We start from the raw sequence: 18,970 nt of genomic DNA on the forward strand, positions 1-18,970 counted from the left end.
CCGAATAAAGTTGGGTAATCATCGTATCAATTATTCGATATACCAATCCCTTTTTTGAGGCCAAATTTTGGCAATGTGGTCCTCTGCTTTTTTTATTTTATTTGCAGATAAATTGATTATCTCAGTATTCTTAATAAATAGGATAAATCTTTCCTTCAAAGTGACTTAATCCAATGAAATCCTTTATAAATTATAATAATGCTGGAATTTAAAGCATAAAACAAAATAAATACATAAATTATTATCAAAAAAGCGGCCATAATTAAAAGAAACCCATCTTTTTCGATTAATCCTATAGAGATCAAGATAATAGCAAAGGAGGTAATAAAATCTAGATACGGAATGGGGATCATTAATAAAATACTTAAAATAAATATAAAACCAATAAAAAGGTATTTAATCCATTTAGAACTAAAAAATAATGCCCTCTTTTTTATATATTTTTCTAGAAATACCACATACGGTACGATTTTTAATATTCCTTCATTGAAATCATCAGGTATTTGCTTATTTTTAAGTTTCATGGGCAACCAAATTTTATTGTGACCTATTAAAATTTGGGCGGAAATTAAGGCGATAGAAAATCCAAATAGTACTGTAACTCCTGGAATAAAAGATATAGGAGTAATAGCAAAAAAAGCCAATAAAATAATCAAAAAAAGATTATCCTTTTGTTGAAATTTATTGAGTAAATGATTAAAAGTGATTTTTTTTGAAGTTTTTTTTGAAGCTAATTTTTTTAAGCGTCCTGAGATTTTCATTTAGATTTATTTTTTATTGGTCTAATTTAATCATTTCTCCATATGGTATATTAGTAATCTTTATGAATGCAATTTAAAATACCATTAAAACTGATGCTTTCCTTCACACCAAAAACTAGTCCATCATCGAATGAAATTACTTTTTAAGCGTCACAAGACAAGTATGTTATCTCTTCTAGCCAATACAACTCGGTAGTCTATAATCTATGAAAGATGGAGTATTCTAAAAGGAGCTGATGCATGCAAAAACATCAGGTTATGGGAATAGACAGTCAGGGTTTTCATAATATGACTTATTATGAATGGGGTGATTCTAATAACCCCAAAGTTTTGTTATGTGTGCATGGTTTATTTCGTAATGGGAGAGATTTTGATGACTTGGCTCAAGTATTATCATCGCATTATCGTGTTATTTGTCCCGACATGGTAGGACGTGGATTAAGTGATAAAGTAGGTAGCCCTAAAGATTATTCTACTTTGACTTATCTTTCTGATATCACCATCCTATTAGCTCAGCTAGCTGTAACAAAAATTGACTATTTAGGTACTTCTATGGGGGGAATTATCGGTATAGTAATGGCGGCAATGAAAAAATCACCTATTAAAAAACTAGTTCTCAATGACATAGGGCCTTTCGTTGATACAAAGGCATTACAACGAATTATTGCTTATGGTAAAGAAGGAAGCGAGCGATCATTTGAAACATTAGGCGAGGTAGAAGCATATTTAAAAAAAATCTATTCAAGTTTTGCGCAATTAAGCCCTGAGCAATGGCAACACCTTGCGATGTGTGGCGTATGGCAGAATCCAATGAAGCAATATCAATTAGCTTATGATCCTCAAATAATTGAAAATGTGATCTTAGCCACTCAAAATAATATTCCCCAATGGGCATTATGGAGCAGAATTCAATGTCCGATTTTATTGCTTCATGCATCATTATCTGATGTTTTATCGAATGATACAGTAGCAAAAATGCAGCAATTGCAAACCACTTTAAAAACAATAAGCATTCCCGATATTGATCACCCTGTTTCATTGATGAAAAAAAATGAAATTGAGTTGGTGAAACAATGGTTGATTGGAAGCTAATTTTTAACCACTTTACATCAAATAAAAAAATATGAAGAAGAATCTCTTAAACCTTGTAGAGAGATGCAATCTTGTAAACACTGAGTTCCGCTGTCGCAAAATGAAAAACTCTTATAGCAATCCTATGACTTTTTACAAGTTCGAGCCAAAAGTGTTAAGTACGCTTTTACCACTCCAATTCTAATAATGTAATTAATCCAGACCAATTTTCAGTCCACTCAAAATTATAAGGATCATGCCCATCTTTTCTCTTTAATAAGATACCATTGTCCACTTTAAATAAAGGTGAAGTCTGGTTTAGTTGCTCCACTTCTTTTAATAGCGGTACTAACTTTAGTTCACTAAAATGTTCAGGAAAATTACCTGACTCAAAAGTATCATAAATATTATCTGCAGAGCGCTGCATAGCTTGCAATAAGATAATACGTTGTAATTCTGCTTCTTCTTTAAAAAGATAGTTATCGCCATAGACAGTCCAAAAAGTACCCTCCTGATTAACAACATTTAACCCTAATCGATTATCTTCATCATGCATTAGATTAGCGAGCAGTAAATTTAGAATAGAAGGTAAGAAGACTTGTTTTTCTATTGCAAGTCGAGGTGTTCGTATATGACCAGAGGCAAAAGAATCACTCAAGTAGTGATTTGCAAAAGCATTTTGAGCATATGCTAACTCCAATAACTGCTCCGCATGAGCAACATTACCTTTAATCTTTTGTTGATAACCAAGCAATGCTGTATCAAGAGCTACTTGATGACCAACTTCATAAGCAATTAATGAGTCAGGCTGATAGTGATCGAAATTAGCTTCCGAAATCTTTAAGTAATTACCAAAAGGAATATAATCACTGATAAAACTACCACCACAAGTCAAGCGATTTAGTTTTTTATTAATTGCTGAACCATATTCCTTATAAAACTCCGAATCCGCCTTTCCTTGGGATCGCCAATCCATTAGAAGTTGTGCAATCTGTTCCTGATATTGAATAAGATTTTCCGCTTGTGTACGAGGAGTTTGACAATTATTTTTGTCCTTATCTCCTGCCAAAGCATAAAATTGAAGATTAAAACATTCTTTGCGTTTATCCATGGGACACGTTGAGATTGGGTGTTGCGGATCACCAAATAAATCCCCCGCTAACATTACGATTTGACCATAAGTCAGGATTAAACCATTAGGCAAATGCAACAACTTATCAGAATTATTATTATAAAAGCGAAGATTAATCTGATCCCCAAAGTACTGGTGCTCAAAACCTGAAAAGTTTTTCAGGTGTCGTTCTAGCAGTTGATTTATTAATTCTTGGGAAAAATCAGATGAATTAGCATAAGAACTCTGAACTAGAGTTAATAGAATCATTAAAGCAGTAATAATCTTTTTCATTCAGTAATTCTCTATAAAGTTAAATTTGAGGCTATGCATTAAAAGTAAGGGTTAGAAAAACATTGTAAGTATAGGTAATACAATGAACAATTAGCCAAAGTAAGCTTCTTCTTTGGCTAGAATATACTACTATAAATGAAAAAAAATAAAGAATATTATAATTTCGTTTTTTTACGATTGAGAGGAATGGATTATCTTTAGGTATTATCGAAGTGGGAGGTGTTTCAGAGTTTTGAAGATTAGAGGCACTGACTGCAAAAAATCGATATAAGCTTTGCCCAACATCCTCTTTTGTCGCTTAGAGCTTATTAAAAAATTCCACCATTAAGCTACCATGCTTAACCTATATTTATGAGCTGTTGATTATCCATATCAGGATAGCTGCATGCTATAGCTATCCATGCCTTATCTTTCTCTTTCTCCGGTACTAGGAATAACTGTTTCCTACTTAGAAGTAAAGCTTACTAAAATCATAATGTAGCAATATTTATTATCATTCGTGGTATAATTGCCAATGAAATAAGCATACTGCGTAATAATATCAATACCAGCTTCTTCTTTCACAAATACCAATAAATAAAGGAAACAGCATGAGTTTTAAATCTTTAGGTTTAATCGAACCCTTACTTCAATCTATTGATGAATTAGGCTACAAAGAGCCCTCTTCTATTCAAACTCAAGCTATTCCAAAAGTATTATCAGGTAAAGACGTGCTTGCTTCAGCACAAACCGGAACCGGAAAAACTGCAAGTTTCGTGTTACCTATTTTGCAAGAACTCAGCGCGAAACCTCGAGCTCAAAGCAATAGAACACGAGCACTCATTCTAACTCCAACGCGTGAATTGGCCAGTCAAGTGCATGAAAATATCATTCAATATGGACGTTATCTATCACTTCGTTCAGCAGTAGTCTTTGGTGGCGTAAAAATTAATCCTCAAATGATGAAACTACGCTCTGGAGTAGAGATATTAGTTGCAACACCAGGGCGTTTATTGGATTTATATCAACAACGCGCCATACAATTTGATCAAGTTGATACTCTGGTACTCGATGAGGCCGATAGAATGCTCGATATGGGCTTCATTCATGACATGAGACGAATTATTAATTATCTGCCTAAAAACCGACAAAATCTTATGTTCTCGGCCACTTTTACTGATGAAATCCGTAGTTTTGTAAAAACCATTCTCAATCAACCCATAGAAATTGATGTGACACCACGGAACACAACTGTAGTTAAAATAAAACAAACGGTACATCCAGTTGATAAAAACCGCAAAGCAGCATTACTCAGCCATCTGATTCATAGAAATAAATGGAACCAGGCATTAGTATTTTCTAAGACAAAACATGGCGCTAATAAATTGGTTAAACAATTAGCTGAAGCACAAATCCATGCAGCAGCGATCCATGGCAATAAATCCCAATCCCAACGTACCAAGGCTTTAAATGATTTTAAATCTGGGGAGTTACATATTTTAGTGGCTACAGACATTGCCGCTCGAGGGATTGATATTGATCAATTACCTTGTGTCGTTAATTTCGATTTACCCCAAGTTGCTGAAGATTACGTTCATCGTATTGGTCGAACCGGTCGTGCTGGCGCAATAGGATTAGCGATTTCCCTAGTAAGTGCCGATGAAGTAAATCAATTGCAGTCAATAGAAAAATTGATTCAACACAAATTAAATCGTATTGAAATCGAAGATTTTGAACCCCAACATAATGTACCTCAAACCAATATATCTTCCACAACTAAAAAATATTCTCAGGTAAAGAAAAAAACGACTTCAACTTATGCTAAGCCCCGTAAAAAACCATTAGCTAGAGGTTCAAGAAATACTCGTTCTAAACCTTAATGTCGGTGTTTCCCCATAACAAAAGATAGGGTAAACGCAAATGACGCACAGTCACACAAAATAGCGGGAATAGCCTGCTTATGGGGATTAGGTACACTTACTTATAAATTAGATAACTTTATTTTCTATGGATAAATTATCGAGTTGTTGCTCTCTCTGTTTTTTATATTCTTGCCAGCCATGGTATGGTTTTTTATAAAAAACAATTCCAACAGTATCTCTAAAAATATAACCATTGCTTCTGGCCTCTCCATTACGAAGTGGTAATTTTATAGGATCGTTTGCATCACAGCCCTGCTCTCCTTTTTCTTTAGCTTGTTGATATTGCAAAATGTGTTCGCTATTTACAATATGCGTTGCAGCCTTATTATAAGAAGATGCTTGTCTTTCTAAGGTATGCATTACTGAGCGCTTGGATTGCGGTATTTCTTCTAAATTAGGATAACCGTCTGAAGTGTTCTCATAACCTAACGAGTTTTCAATTGCATTTAATTTAAAAGCAGATTTACAAAATTTTTCAATAATACATTGTGCAAGATAAGGATAATTAGTACTTGCTACAGTCATTAAATAGGAATGGAAAAAATAGGGATCCATTACATAAATATAGGGTGAATTATGTTCAGCCGCATTGGTAATAGATGTAGGTATATGTCTTTTAAGTAAAGGATGATCTTTCCTCATTTTAGCATTGTTTCCAACAGCGACGGTATCAATCATTAAGTCCCAAGCAGGCAGATTTGTTTCAGTATTTTTGATTTTTGCAAAAATAGTTTTTAATTCAAGAATACTTAATCCACCTATATCAAGAATACCTTGCTCAACTGCACTAATAATTAAATTAAATTGTAAACGATGAGTTTCTTTGCCATGAAAAAATAAAGGGGATATCTTATTTTCTTCACTCCATAATTCGTTTCTTTCTAAAACCTCATCTGCTTCTAGTTTGCTTATAAATCCAATAAAACTAGGTACTGGTCTTTGAATTGGAGTTTCATGTAAATTTATTCCATACTTTTGTTCTTTATAAAGCAAAACCTTGCTTAGTAGATTATTTGTTTTATTTGTAGTGAGCTCTTCGTCCGGACTAGGCCATAAGAGATCCATAAAACTGCAATATTGCTTCGGTTTCCTAAGCTCTAGCGCTTGCAACCCATTTCTATTGGAATTCTCTAAATCCCACAAAAACTTGACTTCTTGCTCTAAGTTTTGCAAAGACTTTGCTATGAGTGATGCATCCGATAAAAAGACTGATATATTTGCTAAAATGCGTGCATGGTTAGGAAATTTCTTTCGATAGAATTCGAGATATTCTTGGTAAAGTTCATTATTTTTTTCACCACCAGCAATATTAACCATACCTTGCATGATAATTTACCTTTTGTTTTGTATTAAAATTACATTACGTATTAAGTCATAACGTGGGTATTGTCGAGTAAGCTAATTTAGTTATCTAGATCATCTTCTCTAACAGCTTGATTATTACTCATAACCTCATAAATGATAAGAAAATATTCATTAATTTAACTCTCTGTTACAAATAAAGCCATATCTGGGTTCATAGCAATAAAAGATCGAATTTTAATCATATTAATCAAGAATGGATTGAATGAGAACTTACCAATGAACAAAAAATAAACAACGCAAAGTGTATTGACAAACACTACCGCAATAGTGTACTTTAAATATACAGCGATTTTTTTATAAATATTCATGTTCCATTCTACTGAGACCACCAAGTTAAATAAAAAAGCAGATTTGATACAAGTCTTTGCTGGCTTTTTTTATTTTAGCTTTTTTAGCCCGCGGCTGGGTGGTAGGTAGAGTTAACTAACGCTCCAACCCCCAGCTTAGTCTGGGGGGCTTTGGACATCCGAATTCCCAGACTGGTAAAAGTAAGGGAGTTGGATGAAACCAAGAGGAGTGTAAATCATGCGCCATCCCCCAAGAATTCATCATCCCCACGAACTCTCCATAATTGTTTCTTGTTCCAGGAGGCAAAGATGAGTTATTCAATTTTAAAAAAACTACCGCCAGTAGAAAAAATTATCCAAGAATTACCCTTATCCCCTTCTGCTTATCAACAAATTGCCCAAGATCGAAAGGAAATTAAAGCGATTTTGGAAGGGCGAGATACACGTCTCTTAATGATAGTTGGTCCCTGCTCTGCCTGGCCTAAGAAAGCTGTTTTAGAATATGCAAATCGTTTAGTACAATTAAATCATAAAGTAAAACACGCCTTAAAAATAATTATGCGTGTTTACATCCAAAAACCTCGTACAACTAAGGGTTGGACAGGTCCTGTTAATCAACCCGACTTATTCTTAGCACCTGATATTGCCTCAGGAATAAAATACACACGAGATATGATGATTAAAGTTATTGAGATGGGCCTTCCTATCGCTGATGAAGCTCTATTCACCCACAATGCCAAAGGTTTTCTTGAGCTTTTATCATGGGTAGCTATTGGTGCTCGCAGCTCAGAAGATCAAGAACACCGCATTTTTGCGTCTGCTCTAGACTGCGCGGTTGGATTAAAAAACCCTACCCATGGTTCACTGACAGTAGGAATAAATAGCATTATCGCATCACAACATCCCCATGTTGCCGTCTTTGATGGCTATGAAGTACAAACACATGGCAATCATCATGCTCATCTGGTTTTACGTGGTTCTAATCATGCCCCCAATTATTCTATTGCACATCTTGAGGAAGTAAAACATCAGATGGACCTCAATCAAATCATTAATCCTTCTGTAGTTATCGATGTTAGCCATGATAACTGTCTGATTAATGGCAAAAAAAATCATCAGTTACAACCATCAATTGCATTATCCATCATCGAGAGTCTCCAAAATAGACCCGATTTAAAACAGTTGGTAAAAGGGTTCATGGTAGAAAGTTACCTCAAAGAAGGAAACCAAAAAGTCGATCCCATCAATCCTAATAAACTAGATCTAAATGGGTTATCCATTACTGATCCTTGCTTAAGCTGGGAACAAACAGAGTCTTTTCTTTTAGAGTTAGCAGCATTGAAAACATTAGAAATGAATAATAAAAGAGAGGTGCAATAATGGCTGTTTTATTTGGTATTGCTGGTGATGTTGGGTCATTTTCTGAAGAAGCCGCCTATCTTTATGCCAAAAAGAAGGGACTCGACTCTATTTTTGCTTATTTATTGGATATGGAAGGTGTACTCAATGCTCTTGAAGATGGGGTAATTGATTTAGGCATCATCCCGGTTGTCAATCTTTTAGGCGGGCTAGTAAAACCTGCTTTTCTTGCAATGGGAAAACATTCCTTCACACCAGTTGATGAGTTTTGGCATGAAATTAATCAATGTCTTCTCGCTAGGAATGATACTGATCTAAGTCAAATCAAGCATATCGTCTCTCATCCACAAGGACTTGCTCAATGTCAGCAGTTTTTAAAGGAACAATTTAAAAATACAGGACAAATAGAATGGATTGATACAGCAAAAGCTGCAAAAGACTTAGCAAAAGGAGTCTTACCCTCCCATTCTGCTGTAATTGCTCCAGAGCGTTGTGCACAACTCTATGGTTTAGAAATAAAAGCGAAAAATATTCAAGACAGTTCTCCTAATCGTACTGCGTTTCTCTTAGTCCAAAAACATAACGATAAAACTACTGTCCTAAAATAAGGAGCATTTTATGTGTACGCTTGAAGAATTAAGAAAGCAAATTGAACAAACAGATGCTTACATCATTGAAAAATTAGCGCAACGCCAAGAATTGGCAAAACAAATAGGAGAGATAAAATCAAAAGAAGGTAAAAAAATAATAGATCGCCAACGTGAAAAAAAATTGTTTATATATTACGAAGAGTTGTCCAATCAGTACCACTTACAACAAGACTTTGTGGCTCGCTTATTCAAAATAATTATTGCAAACTCGAAAAAGGTGCAAAAACAATGAATCATTCTAAACAATTTTTACTGAAAGACTCAGCCACTGTTGCTATTAATTCACTGGCCCAACAAAAAATAAACGCGGGTCTTAAAATTTATAATCTCAGTGCTGGCGAACCCAAGTTACTGCCTCATCCCATCATAACCACCGCGGTCACCCAAGCTTTAGAACAAGGGCGAACTCTTTATCCCCCCGTATCTGGAATAACAGAGTTACGCCATCTTGCTTGTGAATGGATGAACAAATCCTACAATTGCTCATTCACAAGCGAAAACTGCCTGGTTGTTAACGGTGGAAAGTTTGGAATCTATTTACTGATGCAGTTATTGATACAAAACAATGATGAAGTCATCATTCCCTCTCCTTATTGGGTTTCATATCCACAAATCACCCACCTGTTTGGAGGCACACCTATAATCATCGAAACCAAGGAAAGCGAAGGATGGAAATTAACCCCTCAAACACTTAAAAATGCCTGCAGCCCCAAAAGTAAAATACTTATTCTTAATAATGCAGCCAATCCAACTGGAGCACTGTATACAAAATCTGAATTAGCTGCACTCTTACAAGTTGCGCATGAACATGATCTTTTAGTGATTGCAGATGAAGTATATAGTGGCCTCATTTACGATGGTCATACTTATATATCTTGTGGTTCATTTTCTCAGTTTAAAGAGCGCGTCGTTATTATTCAAAGTTGTTCAAAAAACTTTTCCATGACCGGTTGGCGAGTGGGCTTTGTATTCGCCCCCAAAACTATTATTCAGCCATTAACAACATTAATGAGTCAAAGTACGAGTGGAGTTACAACACTTGGTCAATGGGCTGCCGTTGCAGTATTGAAGGAAACCAATGTTGGTCTGTGGGTTCAACAATGCATGCAGAAAAGAAGGGATTGTATCATCCATGCCTTAGATAACTATTTTGGACTTACAATAACACCGCCCCTTTCATCACTTTATATTTATCTTTCCTTAAATAACTTAGGAGTTAAAAATCAAAACTCAGAGGAATTTTGCAAACAGGCATTAGAAGAAGCCAATGTTGCTCTTGTACCCGGAACTGCATTTGGAAATGAAGGTTATGTACGATTATCCTTTGGTGGGTATGAAGAAGATTTACACTCAGGAATTCGCAACTTAGCCCAATGGTTACATTAATATTAAACCATTATCAACAGCACCATTTAGAGCACTACACTTATTGCAATTTAATCATTTTAAATTAAAATATTACTTTCTTTATTCATAAAGCACAGTCTGATTTAAATTTAACGATTAAATTGCCATTTATGTAAAAATTATTGGAGTAAAAATGTTTCAATTAAAACTATTTAATAACCAACACAATGAAAATCTAATGACCGCAAAGCCTTGCTTTTCTGCATATAAGCGCGCTTTTGATGAGGCAGTAAAAAATTATGATCCGTCACAAAAAAATCCTTATATAAATATCAAAATTACAAGTGATTTTCCCAACAAAGAAGATGTAATGAAGTGGAATAGCTCGCTCACCCAATTATATGCACAAATTAATACAAAACTGAACGAATATATGAGTGACTATAATATGAGTGTTAAACAATCCTCTTCAGGATGGACCCATACATTCACACATCTATTAAATGTAAAAGGAATAGAGACAATGCAACAATTGCTTGCGGATATTTCTTTAGAGCTAAACTCACAGGTAGACTCATCCTTCTGTCCATAACATGTACCTCGGATTGCAAATAAAATGGCCGCAAAAACAATTGATTAAATTTTTTTAACAAATTGAGATTTTAATTTCATAGCCCCAATGCCATCGATTTTGCAATCAATATCGTGATCTCCTTCAACTAACCGAATATTTTTTACTTTTGTGCCTACTTTTACAACCTGAGATGAACCTTTTATTTTTAAGTCCTTGATAACAGTCACTGTATCACCATCTTGCAGCATATTTCCGTTGGCATCTTTGATAATTCGCACCGACTCATCATGACGTTCATCAATATCTTTTGGCCATTCATGCATACATTCAGGACAAATAAAGACGTCACCATCTTCATAACTGTATTCAGAATTACATTTAGGGCAATTCGGCAAGTTGCTCATTTCCTTTATCCTTTCATTGTGTACTAAGCAGGGAAGGTCCAAAATCATACTTAGACATTAGCATAAAATCCAATTTTAACAGCAAATATAAGGTTTGTGGACAATTAACTATGCCCCCTCACATTTCATACGCTTTATTTGCGGACTCCAAACAGCGTGGGTCTATTTGACCTAATATGAGGCTCTCGCGTAAATTCATGCTTGTTTTCATTAACAGAATTCTCTTTTTGACTCTCATCTAACTTAGATTCAATTCCTTTGGCAATGTCAAATCCAATAACACTTGATAAAACCCCACATCCAACGGCAATAAGAGCACCTACAGCTAAAACACCTAATCTATTTATACCAAGCATTCCTGTTTCAGCCAGATTAAATCCTATTCCTAAGCCCGCTGTAAATCCTATACCAGCCCAAATAGTCATCATTTTTAGAATATAATAATTAGAGGATAAATTTGGTTTATTCCTATTCATTAGTAAAGAATTTTCCTTCAGCGCACCACCTCCAACTGTTTCTTCATAACTGACTAAAAGTGGAACAATTTCCTCAATATATTTTAGGTATTGGATCCATGCAAATTGTCCAGACTTCTTATTGTATCCTCGGATTTCTTTCTCATTATATCCGTTATTTTTTACGGCACGAAACATCTCGATATACTCTGCCTCGCTGTCATCAAGAATATAAATACGGTTTGCTTTATCTTTTTGGTGAGCAAGTTGAGAATTAACATCAAAAAATTTATCTCCTGAATCAAAAATGGTTAATTGATTAATTTCTGCGTCAGAAAACCCCTGATATCTAAAAACTGCTTTAATATATTCAACACGATTTTTTGTCACAATATTTACTGCAATATCAGGATTTCTTAAGATCTTATGAAAAAATTTGACCGCATTTGGATTCATAAGAAAACTAATATCTTTTTGCTTGTATTGAAAATTTTCGTTATATTTTCCAAACTTAGCCTCAAATATAGAGTGAATTTCACTTAACTCTTTCATTGGAGTTCTTTTATAGTCTTGTCTTACACCTTCTTTATAACCTCGCAAAAGTGACTGATAAAATTCTGTAAATACAACATTTCCCCCAGGCTTTTCAGTTATGGTACCATCAAAATCGGTATAAATAATAATTATTGACATTATCCTTTCCTCCCTATTATTTATAATAAAATTGTACAATAATTATTCAAAAATCAAATTAAGAAATTGTTAGTTTAATGAAACATTTAAAGTATAAGAGGGCCATTTATACCTTAACTTACTTAATGTAGACTTAATATTTTTATATTATGATGACTCCTATATTATTACTCTAAATTGGACTAAATATGCATAAACTACGTGAACTCGAACAAGAATCTAAAGAATTATCTATTCTTCTTGATAACGCACTTCTTAGTAATTCACGAGAAGAAAAAGAAAGCGCATTGATTGATTTGAAAAACTCTGAATTAATGAACAATGCAACTCAATTAAGAATCTTTATTGATCCTGAACATCCTATTGTGAGTTTAATCAAATTGGCTTCAGTTACATTGCCTGAAAAAATAAATGAATTGCACAAAAAGGCACGTTTAGTCCAACATCAATTAGACGCTGAAAAAGATGTAAAAATTATAGAGGATTCTGTTTTAGAAACTGTAGCAGTTAAAGATGAACCGATCATCGACTTAAAAAATGAAGTGATTGCCGTTGAAAAAGATGTAACTGCTCCTAAAGTTATTGCAGCAATTAACCCTAAGTTAGAAATGCTCGCAAAAGTAAAAGAGGGCTTAAAATCTTACATAGAGTCCACTGAAAACAGAACCAGTGAATATTATTATGGGACGGTCGGAACTCTTTTTAACTATATGGCATCATATGTGGGCATGTCGGGATATACCAGAACGCAAAAACTCGATGCCATAGATAAATTATTTAAGAATTTTGAAACCGACAAAGTATCAGAATTAGAGGAGCAAGATATAACAATATTAACTACTGGATACCTTGGAGATGCGTTAAATCCATTATTAGAAGATGAATCAGTGGGTCAAAAATTAAAAGAACTATTGAAAATCGAATCATCAACAAATAAGTTACAATAGTTTAATATCATCGGGCGGTTATTTTGTTTTAAAATAACCGCCTGATCATTGAATTTCTAAATTAAATTAGAAAAGGAACAATCTTATACGGCACAAGCTCGCAATATTTTTTCCAATCTTGGCCATATTTAGTCGCACAACGTTTATCATCACGAAAAGCTCTATCAAATAAAAGCACTGTTAAAAAACTCAGATAAAAATACGGTGAGAAATTTTCAAATAAAGCAGGCACAGACCAAAAAAATGTTCCAGCAAGCTCTGGAATATAGTGAAAATGCCTGGCGACTCCCCACCATCCGGAAGCAAGCAATATAGTTTGTTTTTTATCACCTTCTGTAGTTTTATAACGAGCTAAAACAGTAACTGGTTTTTTACCCCATATTGTACACTCACCCTGTGTTGCTCTAGCCATCAATCTTTGTCTGTCTGCAAGATAATTGATCATAATGGATGCAAAACCCAGGAACAAAATGAGGATTGCCCAAACAAAAGGTAAATGAATAGGATGAAGAACAAGATACATGCTTGGCGAAGTATAAACGCAAGGAACCCATACCATACATCCCCAACAAATATAAAAACCAGCGCGATCATGCATCATATCTAAGGAGCGCAAATAACCTTTTTCCCACATATAAAATTTGCTTAAATAAACAAATTGTAGGAAAACAGAAATAAGCATGGAGTTTGATAAACCACCTAATTCTGCTTGTTTTGCACAATAAGAAATCAAAAATAAACCCCAGCTCATCATTCCAAAACGACAGGTGATGAATTTCTTAATATGCCATCCAAACACTTTAGGATAAAGTTCCGTGCCCCAATAGTAATCAAACAAAATATTCTTGGTTATCCCTGAATCAGTGGATGAAGGAAAAAAACGCCCCTTAAGATATAAAAAAGCACAAAATATAAGACTAAATAGATTAAGTGCACCGAAAAGAGCCCCAAGATTATCATAGAGAATAGAAGCCGAAAATAAATTAAAACCAAAGGAAGCGACACAAAATGTTGCCATAGTCACGCTAAATGCAAAAAAACCATTGTCTTTATACTCAGGTACATTTCCTTTAGGAGAAATTGGTCCATGAAATATTTTTCCTGGCAGTAATCGCATTAACGCCAATTCAAATACAATAAATACGACTATGATTTTCCAAGCGATTGCTGAACCCCAAAAATAAGGTTGCCATATTGAATAAATCGATTGTGAAAACCCTTTCTGGAGCATCAAGTTCCATAATGCCAACAAAGATCCTTCAAGCTGAGTATTGGTATACCACATTAGCATCACAAAAACAGGGCATACAAGAATCAGGAATAACGGACCTAAGGTATTCCGAATATTGAAATTCATCATGTTTCCTTACATTTTAAAAATTAACATCATACAGGAATTTTCAGTATTTAATACCACTTACTGAACGCTGAAAATACTAAATAATACACTTACTAACCATCAACCTCTATAAGTCAAAATAATCATGAACTTATAAGTAAAAATCATACAAAGTGATATCAGTTTTATAATTCACTTGGATAATATAAATATGATATAAGAACACTAAACAAACAAAGGACTGTTTAGCACGCTACATTGCCCCAGTTTCTGAATTACAGTTTCTGTGCAGAAAATACGATAGCTGGCTTTTTATTGATGATGCTCATGGTTTTGGTATTTTCGGTGAATCACCGTCAATCGATAATCCATGGGGTTCAGGTGGAAAGGGTATTATCAAATATTTCAAGGGCGATACACGCAGGACTTTTTATATCTCCAGCTTTGGCAAAGCATTTTGCACCCATAAAGCTTTTCTAGGCATGCCTGAAGAATATGAATCTAATATCGCAGTCAAGTCTGATCAATTTGTTTATTCAGCCCCCATCAGCCCAGCACTTGCAGGGATGGCCTATGCTGCGTTACAAATTAATAAAGAATCTGGAGATGAGCTTCGTAGAACGCTTCGTGAAAAAATCATCTATTTCACTTTCGAAACGCTAAAAAAAACGTCACTCTCTGCGAAAACCTTCCTTAAGTATGCCCGACCTAATGATATAGTTTTTACCATTCTTTTTTGTTCATCACCATATCATTGAGAAGCTACCCGTTTATTTCAATAGGAATTTACATATTTACTTTAGTCTCTCCTTAATATTAAATTTAACGAATAATTTATTTAAAGTGATTATTATGGACGATTATCAAATAACGCGAATGACCGGCGATGAAGTCTCAACTGCGGTGGAATGGGCACGTCAAGAAGGTTGGAATCCGGGGTTACATGATGCAGAATGTTTTTATCGTGCTGATCCCCAAGGTTTTTTTGCAGGTAAATTAAATGATCAAATCATTGCTGTTGGATCAGCTGTAATTTACGACGATTACTTTGCATTTTGTGGTTTTTATATCGTAGACCAAAATTACCGCTCAAAGGGATATGGGATAGAATTAACCCAAGCTCGGCTTACTTATATCGGTGATCGCAATGCTGGACTCGATGGGGTACTGGATATGATCGACACTTATGCACGTATTGGTTATAAATTTGCGCATAATAATGCACGATATGCTTTAGAGCACAAACTACCCTCTCCCAAACCCGAGCCATCCATAGTGAACTTACAGACAGTGCCCTTTGCCCAGCTCATCCACTATGATCGCCATTTCTTTCCAGCACCAAGGCCTCAATTTCTTACAGCCTGGATTCAACAAAACACCGCTTTAGCGCTTGGTTATGTTCAAGAAGATCAATTAAGAGGCTATGGAGTTATTAGAAAATGCTTTGCCGGCTATAAAATAGGCCCACTTTTTGCAGATACTGCTTCCATAGCAGAAAAATTATTCGCGCACTTATCAGAGTTTGCTCAAGGAGAAACAATCTACTTAGACATTCCTGAAAATAATCCTTTTGCAGTTGATTTAGTACAAAAATTGAAGATGTCTAAGGTATTTGCAACTGCAAGAATGTATTTAAAAGGTGAGCCTAAACTATCTACTCCAGGAATTTATGGCATTACCTCTTTTGAATTGGGATAAGCAATGCGTGATTTAGTAGGCTATGGACCGGAAGGAAAAGAGTTTTTTTGGCCAAACAAAGCCAAAGTGGCGATTAATTTTGTCATTAACTATGAAGAAGGTTCTGAGTTAAGCCCAGTCAATCATGATGGACAAGCTGAAACAAGTGGCGCAGACTTTCCCTTCCTACCCAAAGCTAAAGGACAGCGTAATCTCAGTATGGAATCATTTTATGAATACGGGAGTCGTGTAGGAGTATGGCGGCTCCTGCGTTTATTTGACGCCTATCAAATACAACTTACTTTTTTTGTGACTGGACATGCCCTAACGCTTAACCCTCTACTGGCAAATTATTTAGCTCAACACCATCATGAGGTAGCTGGCCATGGATGGCGTTGGCTAAATTATGCAAATGTTCCACGAAAAGAAGAAAAAGAACACATCCTTTTGTGCCTTGAAACCCTGAAAAAACTAACCGGACAAAGGCCTAAAGGTTGGTATACTGGAAGACGAAGCGAAAACACGCGAGAATTGTTACTCGAAATAGGTGGTTTTCTTTATGATTCGGACAGCTATGCCGATGAGTTACCTTATTATGTGGATCATCATCTGATAATTCCCTATTCTCTTGATTGTAATGATTTCAGATTTACAACAAGCCCTGGGTTTTGTAGTACGCAGGAATTTTATGATCGATTAATCAATACTTTTAACTACCTCTATCAAGAAAAAAGACCCGCAATTATGACAGTAGGATTGCATCCTCGTCTTAGCGGAAAACCCGATCGGTGCTGGGTGTTAAGGAATTTTTTAAATCATTTAGTAAAACATAAAGACATTTGGATAACAAGACGAATCGATATCGCTAATTTTTGGTTAGAAATATTTTCTACAAAAATGTAACTGAGTTGCTATTTCCTTAATTCAGTTTGCTGGTCTTAAACGGATATTTGTCTTACTTGATCTAATGATATAGGTCCAATTCCCGCAATATTCAATGTTAATCCTTCTCCATTTTGTCCAAGACTCACACTATTAACATTGGCTAATATCATCGTTTTCAATGCTATTTCTTTATCTTCATAAATAGCATGCACTGCAATCCTATATATGCCTTCTTTAATCCTCTTGTCATCGTATCCAATGCCATCCCAGCTGAATTGAAAAAAGCCAGATTCTGGTTTACCTAAAGAAATTGTTTTTATCATCTCTCCTGCTTCGGTATATACAGAAGCACGCAACATGCTAAGATTAGCAGGAACATCAAGTGCAACTCTTACGGAAGCCTCAGTGCCTAATGGAAGAATATCACTCTCCAGCAAAACTTTACGTCCAACTAAAGCCGAAGCTTGTAATGCTTGATTTGATTGTAATGAAGTGGACATTTGTTGCCATGACTCTTGCATTTCGATGCACCCATCCTGAGTGGCAAATTGTGCCAGTTGAAACAAAAACTCATGATTAACTTGCCGTTGCATTATATTTTGATTCTCAATTTGTTCCGCCATTAAATATAAAAAATCCTGCTCTTCCAAATTTTTCTTTAGCGGAGAATCAATTTGTTCAAAAGACAAACTAACTGTATCCGTTTCATTAAATGAATTATCTGTCATTACTTTTCCCCTTATTCACTTAACTTTAAGGCACGTTACATTAATTATAAAAGCAAACGTTGTGCCAACTTCAAATAAGTGAGAAAATTAGTTGCTATCACTTGGGGTACTATCTATGTTAAAGAGCAATATTCTTCCTGAAAATGCAATAGAGCAGGTAAAAACTTATCTATTACAACTGCAAAATACCATTTGCTCAAGGCTTGAAAATTTAGACGGACAGGCCCAATTTATTGAAGATGCCTGGCAACGTTCTGCCGGCGGCGGTGGTATTACACGTGTTTTATCCCAGGGTTTGGTTTTTGAAAAGGCAGGTGTTAATTTTTCCCATGTTTTAGGAGCGCATCTTCCAGCATCCGCGAGTGCCCATCGCCCAGAATTAGCCGGTAGAAATTTTAATGCTCTTGGTGTCTCACTTGTCATCCATCCAGATAATCCATATGTTCCTACTTCTCATGCCAACGTCCGTTTTTTTATTGCTGAAAAAGAAGATGCAGATCCTGTTTGGTGGTTTGGCGGAGGATTTGATTTGACGCCCTATTATGGATTTGAAGAGGATTGCAAGCATTGGCATCAAACTGCATTACAAGCTTGCCAACCTTTCGGTCAATCCATTTATCCTAAATTTAAGCAATGGTGTGATGATTATTTTTTCATTAAACATCGAAATGAAGCACGAGGAATCGGGGGCTTATTTTTTGACGATTACAATGAAATAAGTTTTGAGCACAGCTTTTCATTAATGCAAAGTATAGGAAATCATTATATTGAGGCTTATGCCCCTATAGTAAGTCGTCGCAAATCTCATCCATTCGGGGAACACGAAAAAGCGTTTCAAAAATATCGTCGTGGGCGCTATGTTGAATTTAATCTCGTCTATGACCGTGGAACCTTATTTGGCTTGCAATCAAATGGCCGAACGGAATCCATTCTCATGTCATTACCTCCTGAGGTAACATGGGAATATAACTGGCATCCCGAAGCCAATAGTGCAGAGGCAAAACTTTATACTGATTTTTTACCACACCGTAATTGGTTAATATAACGATTAATCAGAGCCCTACCCATTGCGTCACCCTCTGCAACAACACCGCAACAGTGGAGAGTCTAAAAGCTTCTCCC

Annotated in this window: 19 protein-coding genes; 12 read left to right on the plus strand and 7 right to left on the minus strand. The window is 35.3% G+C overall.

From position 1 onward, the window contains the following. Positions 1-155 precede the first annotated feature (155 nt). Positions 156-761 carry an exopolysaccharide biosynthesis protein gene (locus DYH34_RS10980; protein ID WP_058465321.1) on the minus strand — a complete coding sequence of 202 codons (606 nt, stop codon included), beginning with the start codon at positions 759-761 and terminating at the stop codon, positions 156-158. A gap of 240 nt (positions 762-1,001) precedes the next feature. Between DYH34_RS10980 and DYH34_RS10985 the strand changes: the two genes are divergently transcribed. Next, complete coding sequence (locus tag DYH34_RS10985) at positions 1,002-1,853, plus strand: alpha/beta fold hydrolase (protein ID WP_058465322.1); 852 nt, start codon at positions 1,002-1,004, stop codon at positions 1,851-1,853. Positions 1,854-2,019: 166 nt separating this feature from the next. Here the strand turns inward: DYH34_RS10985 and DYH34_RS10990 are convergent, their stop codons facing one another. Then, on the minus strand, positions 2,020-3,237 hold the full coding sequence (locus DYH34_RS10990; protein WP_058465323.1) for a hypothetical protein: 1,218 nt from the start codon (positions 3,235-3,237) through the stop codon (positions 2,020-2,022). Between the two features lie 590 nt (positions 3,238-3,827). On the opposite strand from DYH34_RS10990, the gene DYH34_RS10995 reads away from it, so the two are divergent. Next, positions 3,828-5,096, plus strand: a complete 1,269-nt coding sequence (locus DYH34_RS10995) for a DEAD/DEAH box helicase (RefSeq protein WP_058465324.1) — start codon at positions 3,828-3,830, stop codon at positions 5,094-5,096. Positions 5,097-5,204: 108 nt separating this feature from the next. Here the strand turns inward: DYH34_RS10995 and DYH34_RS11000 are convergent, their stop codons facing one another. Next, positions 5,205-6,464 (minus strand): LirA/MavJ family T4SS effector, encoded by a 1,260-nt coding sequence (locus tag DYH34_RS11000; RefSeq protein ID WP_058465325.1) that lies wholly within the window; start codon positions 6,462-6,464, stop codon positions 5,205-5,207. Between the two features lie 635 nt (positions 6,465-7,099). Here DYH34_RS11000 and DYH34_RS11005 point away from each other — a divergent pair. The 5 genes from DYH34_RS11005 (at position 7,100) to DYH34_RS11025 (ending at position 10,738) form a co-directional block, all read left to right on the plus strand. Next, the gene (locus DYH34_RS11005; protein WP_058465326.1) at positions 7,100-8,170 is read left to right on the plus strand and encodes a 3-deoxy-7-phosphoheptulonate synthase; all 1,071 of its coding nucleotides are present in this window, start codon (positions 7,100-7,102) and stop codon (positions 8,168-8,170) included. After that, positions 8,170-8,757, plus strand: coding sequence for a prephenate dehydratase (locus DYH34_RS11010; RefSeq protein WP_058465327.1), 588 nt, complete (start codon positions 8,170-8,172; stop codon positions 8,755-8,757). Before DYH34_RS11005 ends, DYH34_RS11010 begins: the two co-directional genes overlap by 1 nt. 10 nt (positions 8,758-8,767) lie before the next feature. Further along, positions 8,768-9,031 carry a chorismate mutase gene (locus tag DYH34_RS11015; protein ID WP_058465328.1) on the plus strand — a complete coding sequence of 88 codons (264 nt, stop codon included), beginning with the start codon at positions 8,768-8,770 and terminating at the stop codon, positions 9,029-9,031. Continuing rightward, positions 9,028-10,185 carry a pyridoxal phosphate-dependent aminotransferase gene (locus tag DYH34_RS11020; protein WP_058465329.1) on the plus strand — a complete coding sequence of 386 codons (1,158 nt, stop codon included), beginning with the start codon at positions 9,028-9,030 and terminating at the stop codon, positions 10,183-10,185. Before DYH34_RS11015 ends, DYH34_RS11020 begins: the two co-directional genes overlap by 4 nt. A 154-nt stretch (positions 10,186-10,339) precedes the next feature. Beyond that, entirely contained in the window at positions 10,340-10,738 is a 399-nt protein-coding gene (locus tag DYH34_RS11025; protein ID WP_058465330.1) for a hypothetical protein, read from the plus strand. A 44-nt stretch (positions 10,739-10,782) separates the two neighbouring features. Here DYH34_RS11025 and DYH34_RS11030 read toward each other — a convergent pair whose 3' ends face one another. After that, on the minus strand, positions 10,783-11,124 hold the full coding sequence (locus DYH34_RS11030) for a zinc ribbon domain-containing protein YjdM (protein WP_058465331.1): 342 nt from the start codon (positions 11,122-11,124) through the stop codon (positions 10,783-10,785). Between the two features lie 134 nt (positions 11,125-11,258). Further along, positions 11,259-12,272: a hypothetical protein gene (locus DYH34_RS11035; RefSeq protein ID WP_238589515.1), complete on the minus strand. Its 1,014-nt coding sequence runs from the start codon at positions 12,270-12,272 to the stop codon at positions 11,259-11,261. A gap of 188 nt (positions 12,273-12,460) precedes the next feature. Between DYH34_RS11035 and ceg19 the strand changes: the two genes are divergently transcribed. Beyond that, the gene (ceg19, locus tag DYH34_RS11040; RefSeq protein WP_058465332.1) at positions 12,461-13,219 is read left to right on the plus strand and encodes a Dot/Icm T4SS effector Ceg19; all 759 of its coding nucleotides are present in this window, start codon (positions 12,461-12,463) and stop codon (positions 13,217-13,219) included. Positions 13,220-13,280: 61 nt separating this feature from the next. On the opposite strand, the gene DYH34_RS11045 is transcribed toward ceg19, so the two are convergent. Continuing rightward, a complete protein-coding gene (locus DYH34_RS11045; protein WP_058465333.1) occupies positions 13,281-14,576 on the minus strand; it encodes a phosphatidylethanolamine N-methyltransferase family domain-containing protein in 1,296 nt (431 codons plus the stop codon). A gap of 239 nt (positions 14,577-14,815) precedes the next feature. On the opposite strand from DYH34_RS11045, the gene DYH34_RS11050 reads away from it, so the two are divergent. The 3 genes from DYH34_RS11050 to DYH34_RS11060 all read left to right on the plus strand — a co-directional run bounded on the left by DYH34_RS11050 (position 14,816) and on the right by DYH34_RS11060 (position 17,138). Next, a complete protein-coding gene (locus tag DYH34_RS11050; protein WP_115342606.1) occupies positions 14,816-15,316 on the plus strand; it encodes an aminotransferase class I/II-fold pyridoxal phosphate-dependent enzyme in 501 nt (166 codons plus the stop codon). A gap of 94 nt (positions 15,317-15,410) precedes the next feature. Next, complete coding sequence (locus DYH34_RS11055; protein WP_058465335.1) at positions 15,411-16,256, plus strand: GNAT family N-acetyltransferase; 846 nt, start codon at positions 15,411-15,413, stop codon at positions 16,254-16,256. 3 nt (positions 16,257-16,259) lie between these two features. Continuing rightward, positions 16,260-17,138, plus strand: a complete 879-nt coding sequence (locus DYH34_RS11060; protein ID WP_058465336.1) for a polysaccharide deacetylase family protein — start codon at positions 16,260-16,262, stop codon at positions 17,136-17,138. A 35-nt stretch (positions 17,139-17,173) separates the two neighbouring features. On the opposite strand, the gene DYH34_RS11065 is transcribed toward DYH34_RS11060, so the two are convergent. Beyond that, positions 17,174-17,848, minus strand: a complete 675-nt coding sequence (locus tag DYH34_RS11065; protein WP_058465337.1) for a flagellar hook assembly protein FlgD — start codon at positions 17,846-17,848, stop codon at positions 17,174-17,176. A gap of 115 nt (positions 17,849-17,963) precedes the next feature. Here DYH34_RS11065 and hemF point away from each other — a divergent pair, with 115 nt between their 5' ends. Next, on the plus strand, positions 17,964-18,893 hold the full coding sequence (gene hemF / locus DYH34_RS11070) for an oxygen-dependent coproporphyrinogen oxidase (RefSeq protein WP_058465338.1): 930 nt from the start codon (positions 17,964-17,966) through the stop codon (positions 18,891-18,893). The last annotated feature ends 77 nt before the right edge of the window (positions 18,894-18,970 follow it).

It is taken from the genome of Legionella cincinnatiensis, assembly GCF_900452415.1.
GTDB lineage: Bacteria > Pseudomonadota > Gammaproteobacteria > Legionellales > Legionellaceae > Legionella > Legionella cincinnatiensis.

Bases quoted from the DNA above. Each gene is read 5' to 3' on its own strand.
- DYH34_RS10980 (WP_058465321.1), bottom strand. From the start codon at position 761: ATGAAAATCTCAGGACGCTTAAAAAAATTAGCTTCAAAAAAAACTTCA.
- DYH34_RS10985 (WP_058465322.1), top strand. From the start codon at position 1,002: ATGCAAAAACATCAGGTTATGGGAATAGACAGTCAGGGTTTTCATAAT.
- DYH34_RS10990 (WP_058465323.1), bottom strand. From the start codon at position 3,237: ATGAAAAAGATTATTACTGCTTTAATGATTCTATTAACTCTAGTTCAG.
- DYH34_RS10995 (WP_058465324.1), top strand. From the start codon at position 3,828: ATGAGTTTTAAATCTTTAGGTTTAATCGAACCCTTACTTCAATCTATT.
- DYH34_RS11000 (WP_058465325.1), bottom strand. From the start codon at position 6,464: ATGCAAGGTATGGTTAATATTGCTGGTGGTGAAAAAAATAATGAACTT.
- DYH34_RS11005 (WP_058465326.1), top strand. From the start codon at position 7,100: ATGAGTTATTCAATTTTAAAAAAACTACCGCCAGTAGAAAAAATTATC.
- DYH34_RS11010 (WP_058465327.1), top strand. From the start codon at position 8,170: ATGGCTGTTTTATTTGGTATTGCTGGTGATGTTGGGTCATTTTCTGAA.
- DYH34_RS11015 (WP_058465328.1), top strand. From the start codon at position 8,768: ATGTGTACGCTTGAAGAATTAAGAAAGCAAATTGAACAAACAGATGCT.
- DYH34_RS11020 (WP_058465329.1), top strand. From the start codon at position 9,028: ATGAATCATTCTAAACAATTTTTACTGAAAGACTCAGCCACTGTTGCT.
- DYH34_RS11025 (WP_058465330.1), top strand. From the start codon at position 10,340: ATGTTTCAATTAAAACTATTTAATAACCAACACAATGAAAATCTAATG.
- DYH34_RS11030 (WP_058465331.1), bottom strand. From the start codon at position 11,124: ATGAGCAACTTGCCGAATTGCCCTAAATGTAATTCTGAATACAGTTAT.
- DYH34_RS11035 (WP_238589515.1), bottom strand. From the start codon at position 12,272: ATGTCAATAATTATTATTTATACCGATTTTGATGGTACCATAACTGAA.
- ceg19 (WP_058465332.1), top strand. From the start codon at position 12,461: ATGCATAAACTACGTGAACTCGAACAAGAATCTAAAGAATTATCTATT.
- DYH34_RS11045 (WP_058465333.1), bottom strand. From the start codon at position 14,576: ATGAATTTCAATATTCGGAATACCTTAGGTCCGTTATTCCTGATTCTT.
- DYH34_RS11055 (WP_058465335.1), top strand. From the start codon at position 15,411: ATGGACGATTATCAAATAACGCGAATGACCGGCGATGAAGTCTCAACT.
- DYH34_RS11060 (WP_058465336.1), top strand. From the start codon at position 16,260: ATGCGTGATTTAGTAGGCTATGGACCGGAAGGAAAAGAGTTTTTTTGG.
- DYH34_RS11065 (WP_058465337.1), bottom strand. From the start codon at position 17,848: ATGACAGATAATTCATTTAATGAAACGGATACAGTTAGTTTGTCTTTT.
- hemF (WP_058465338.1), top strand. From the start codon at position 17,964: ATGTTAAAGAGCAATATTCTTCCTGAAAATGCAATAGAGCAGGTAAAA.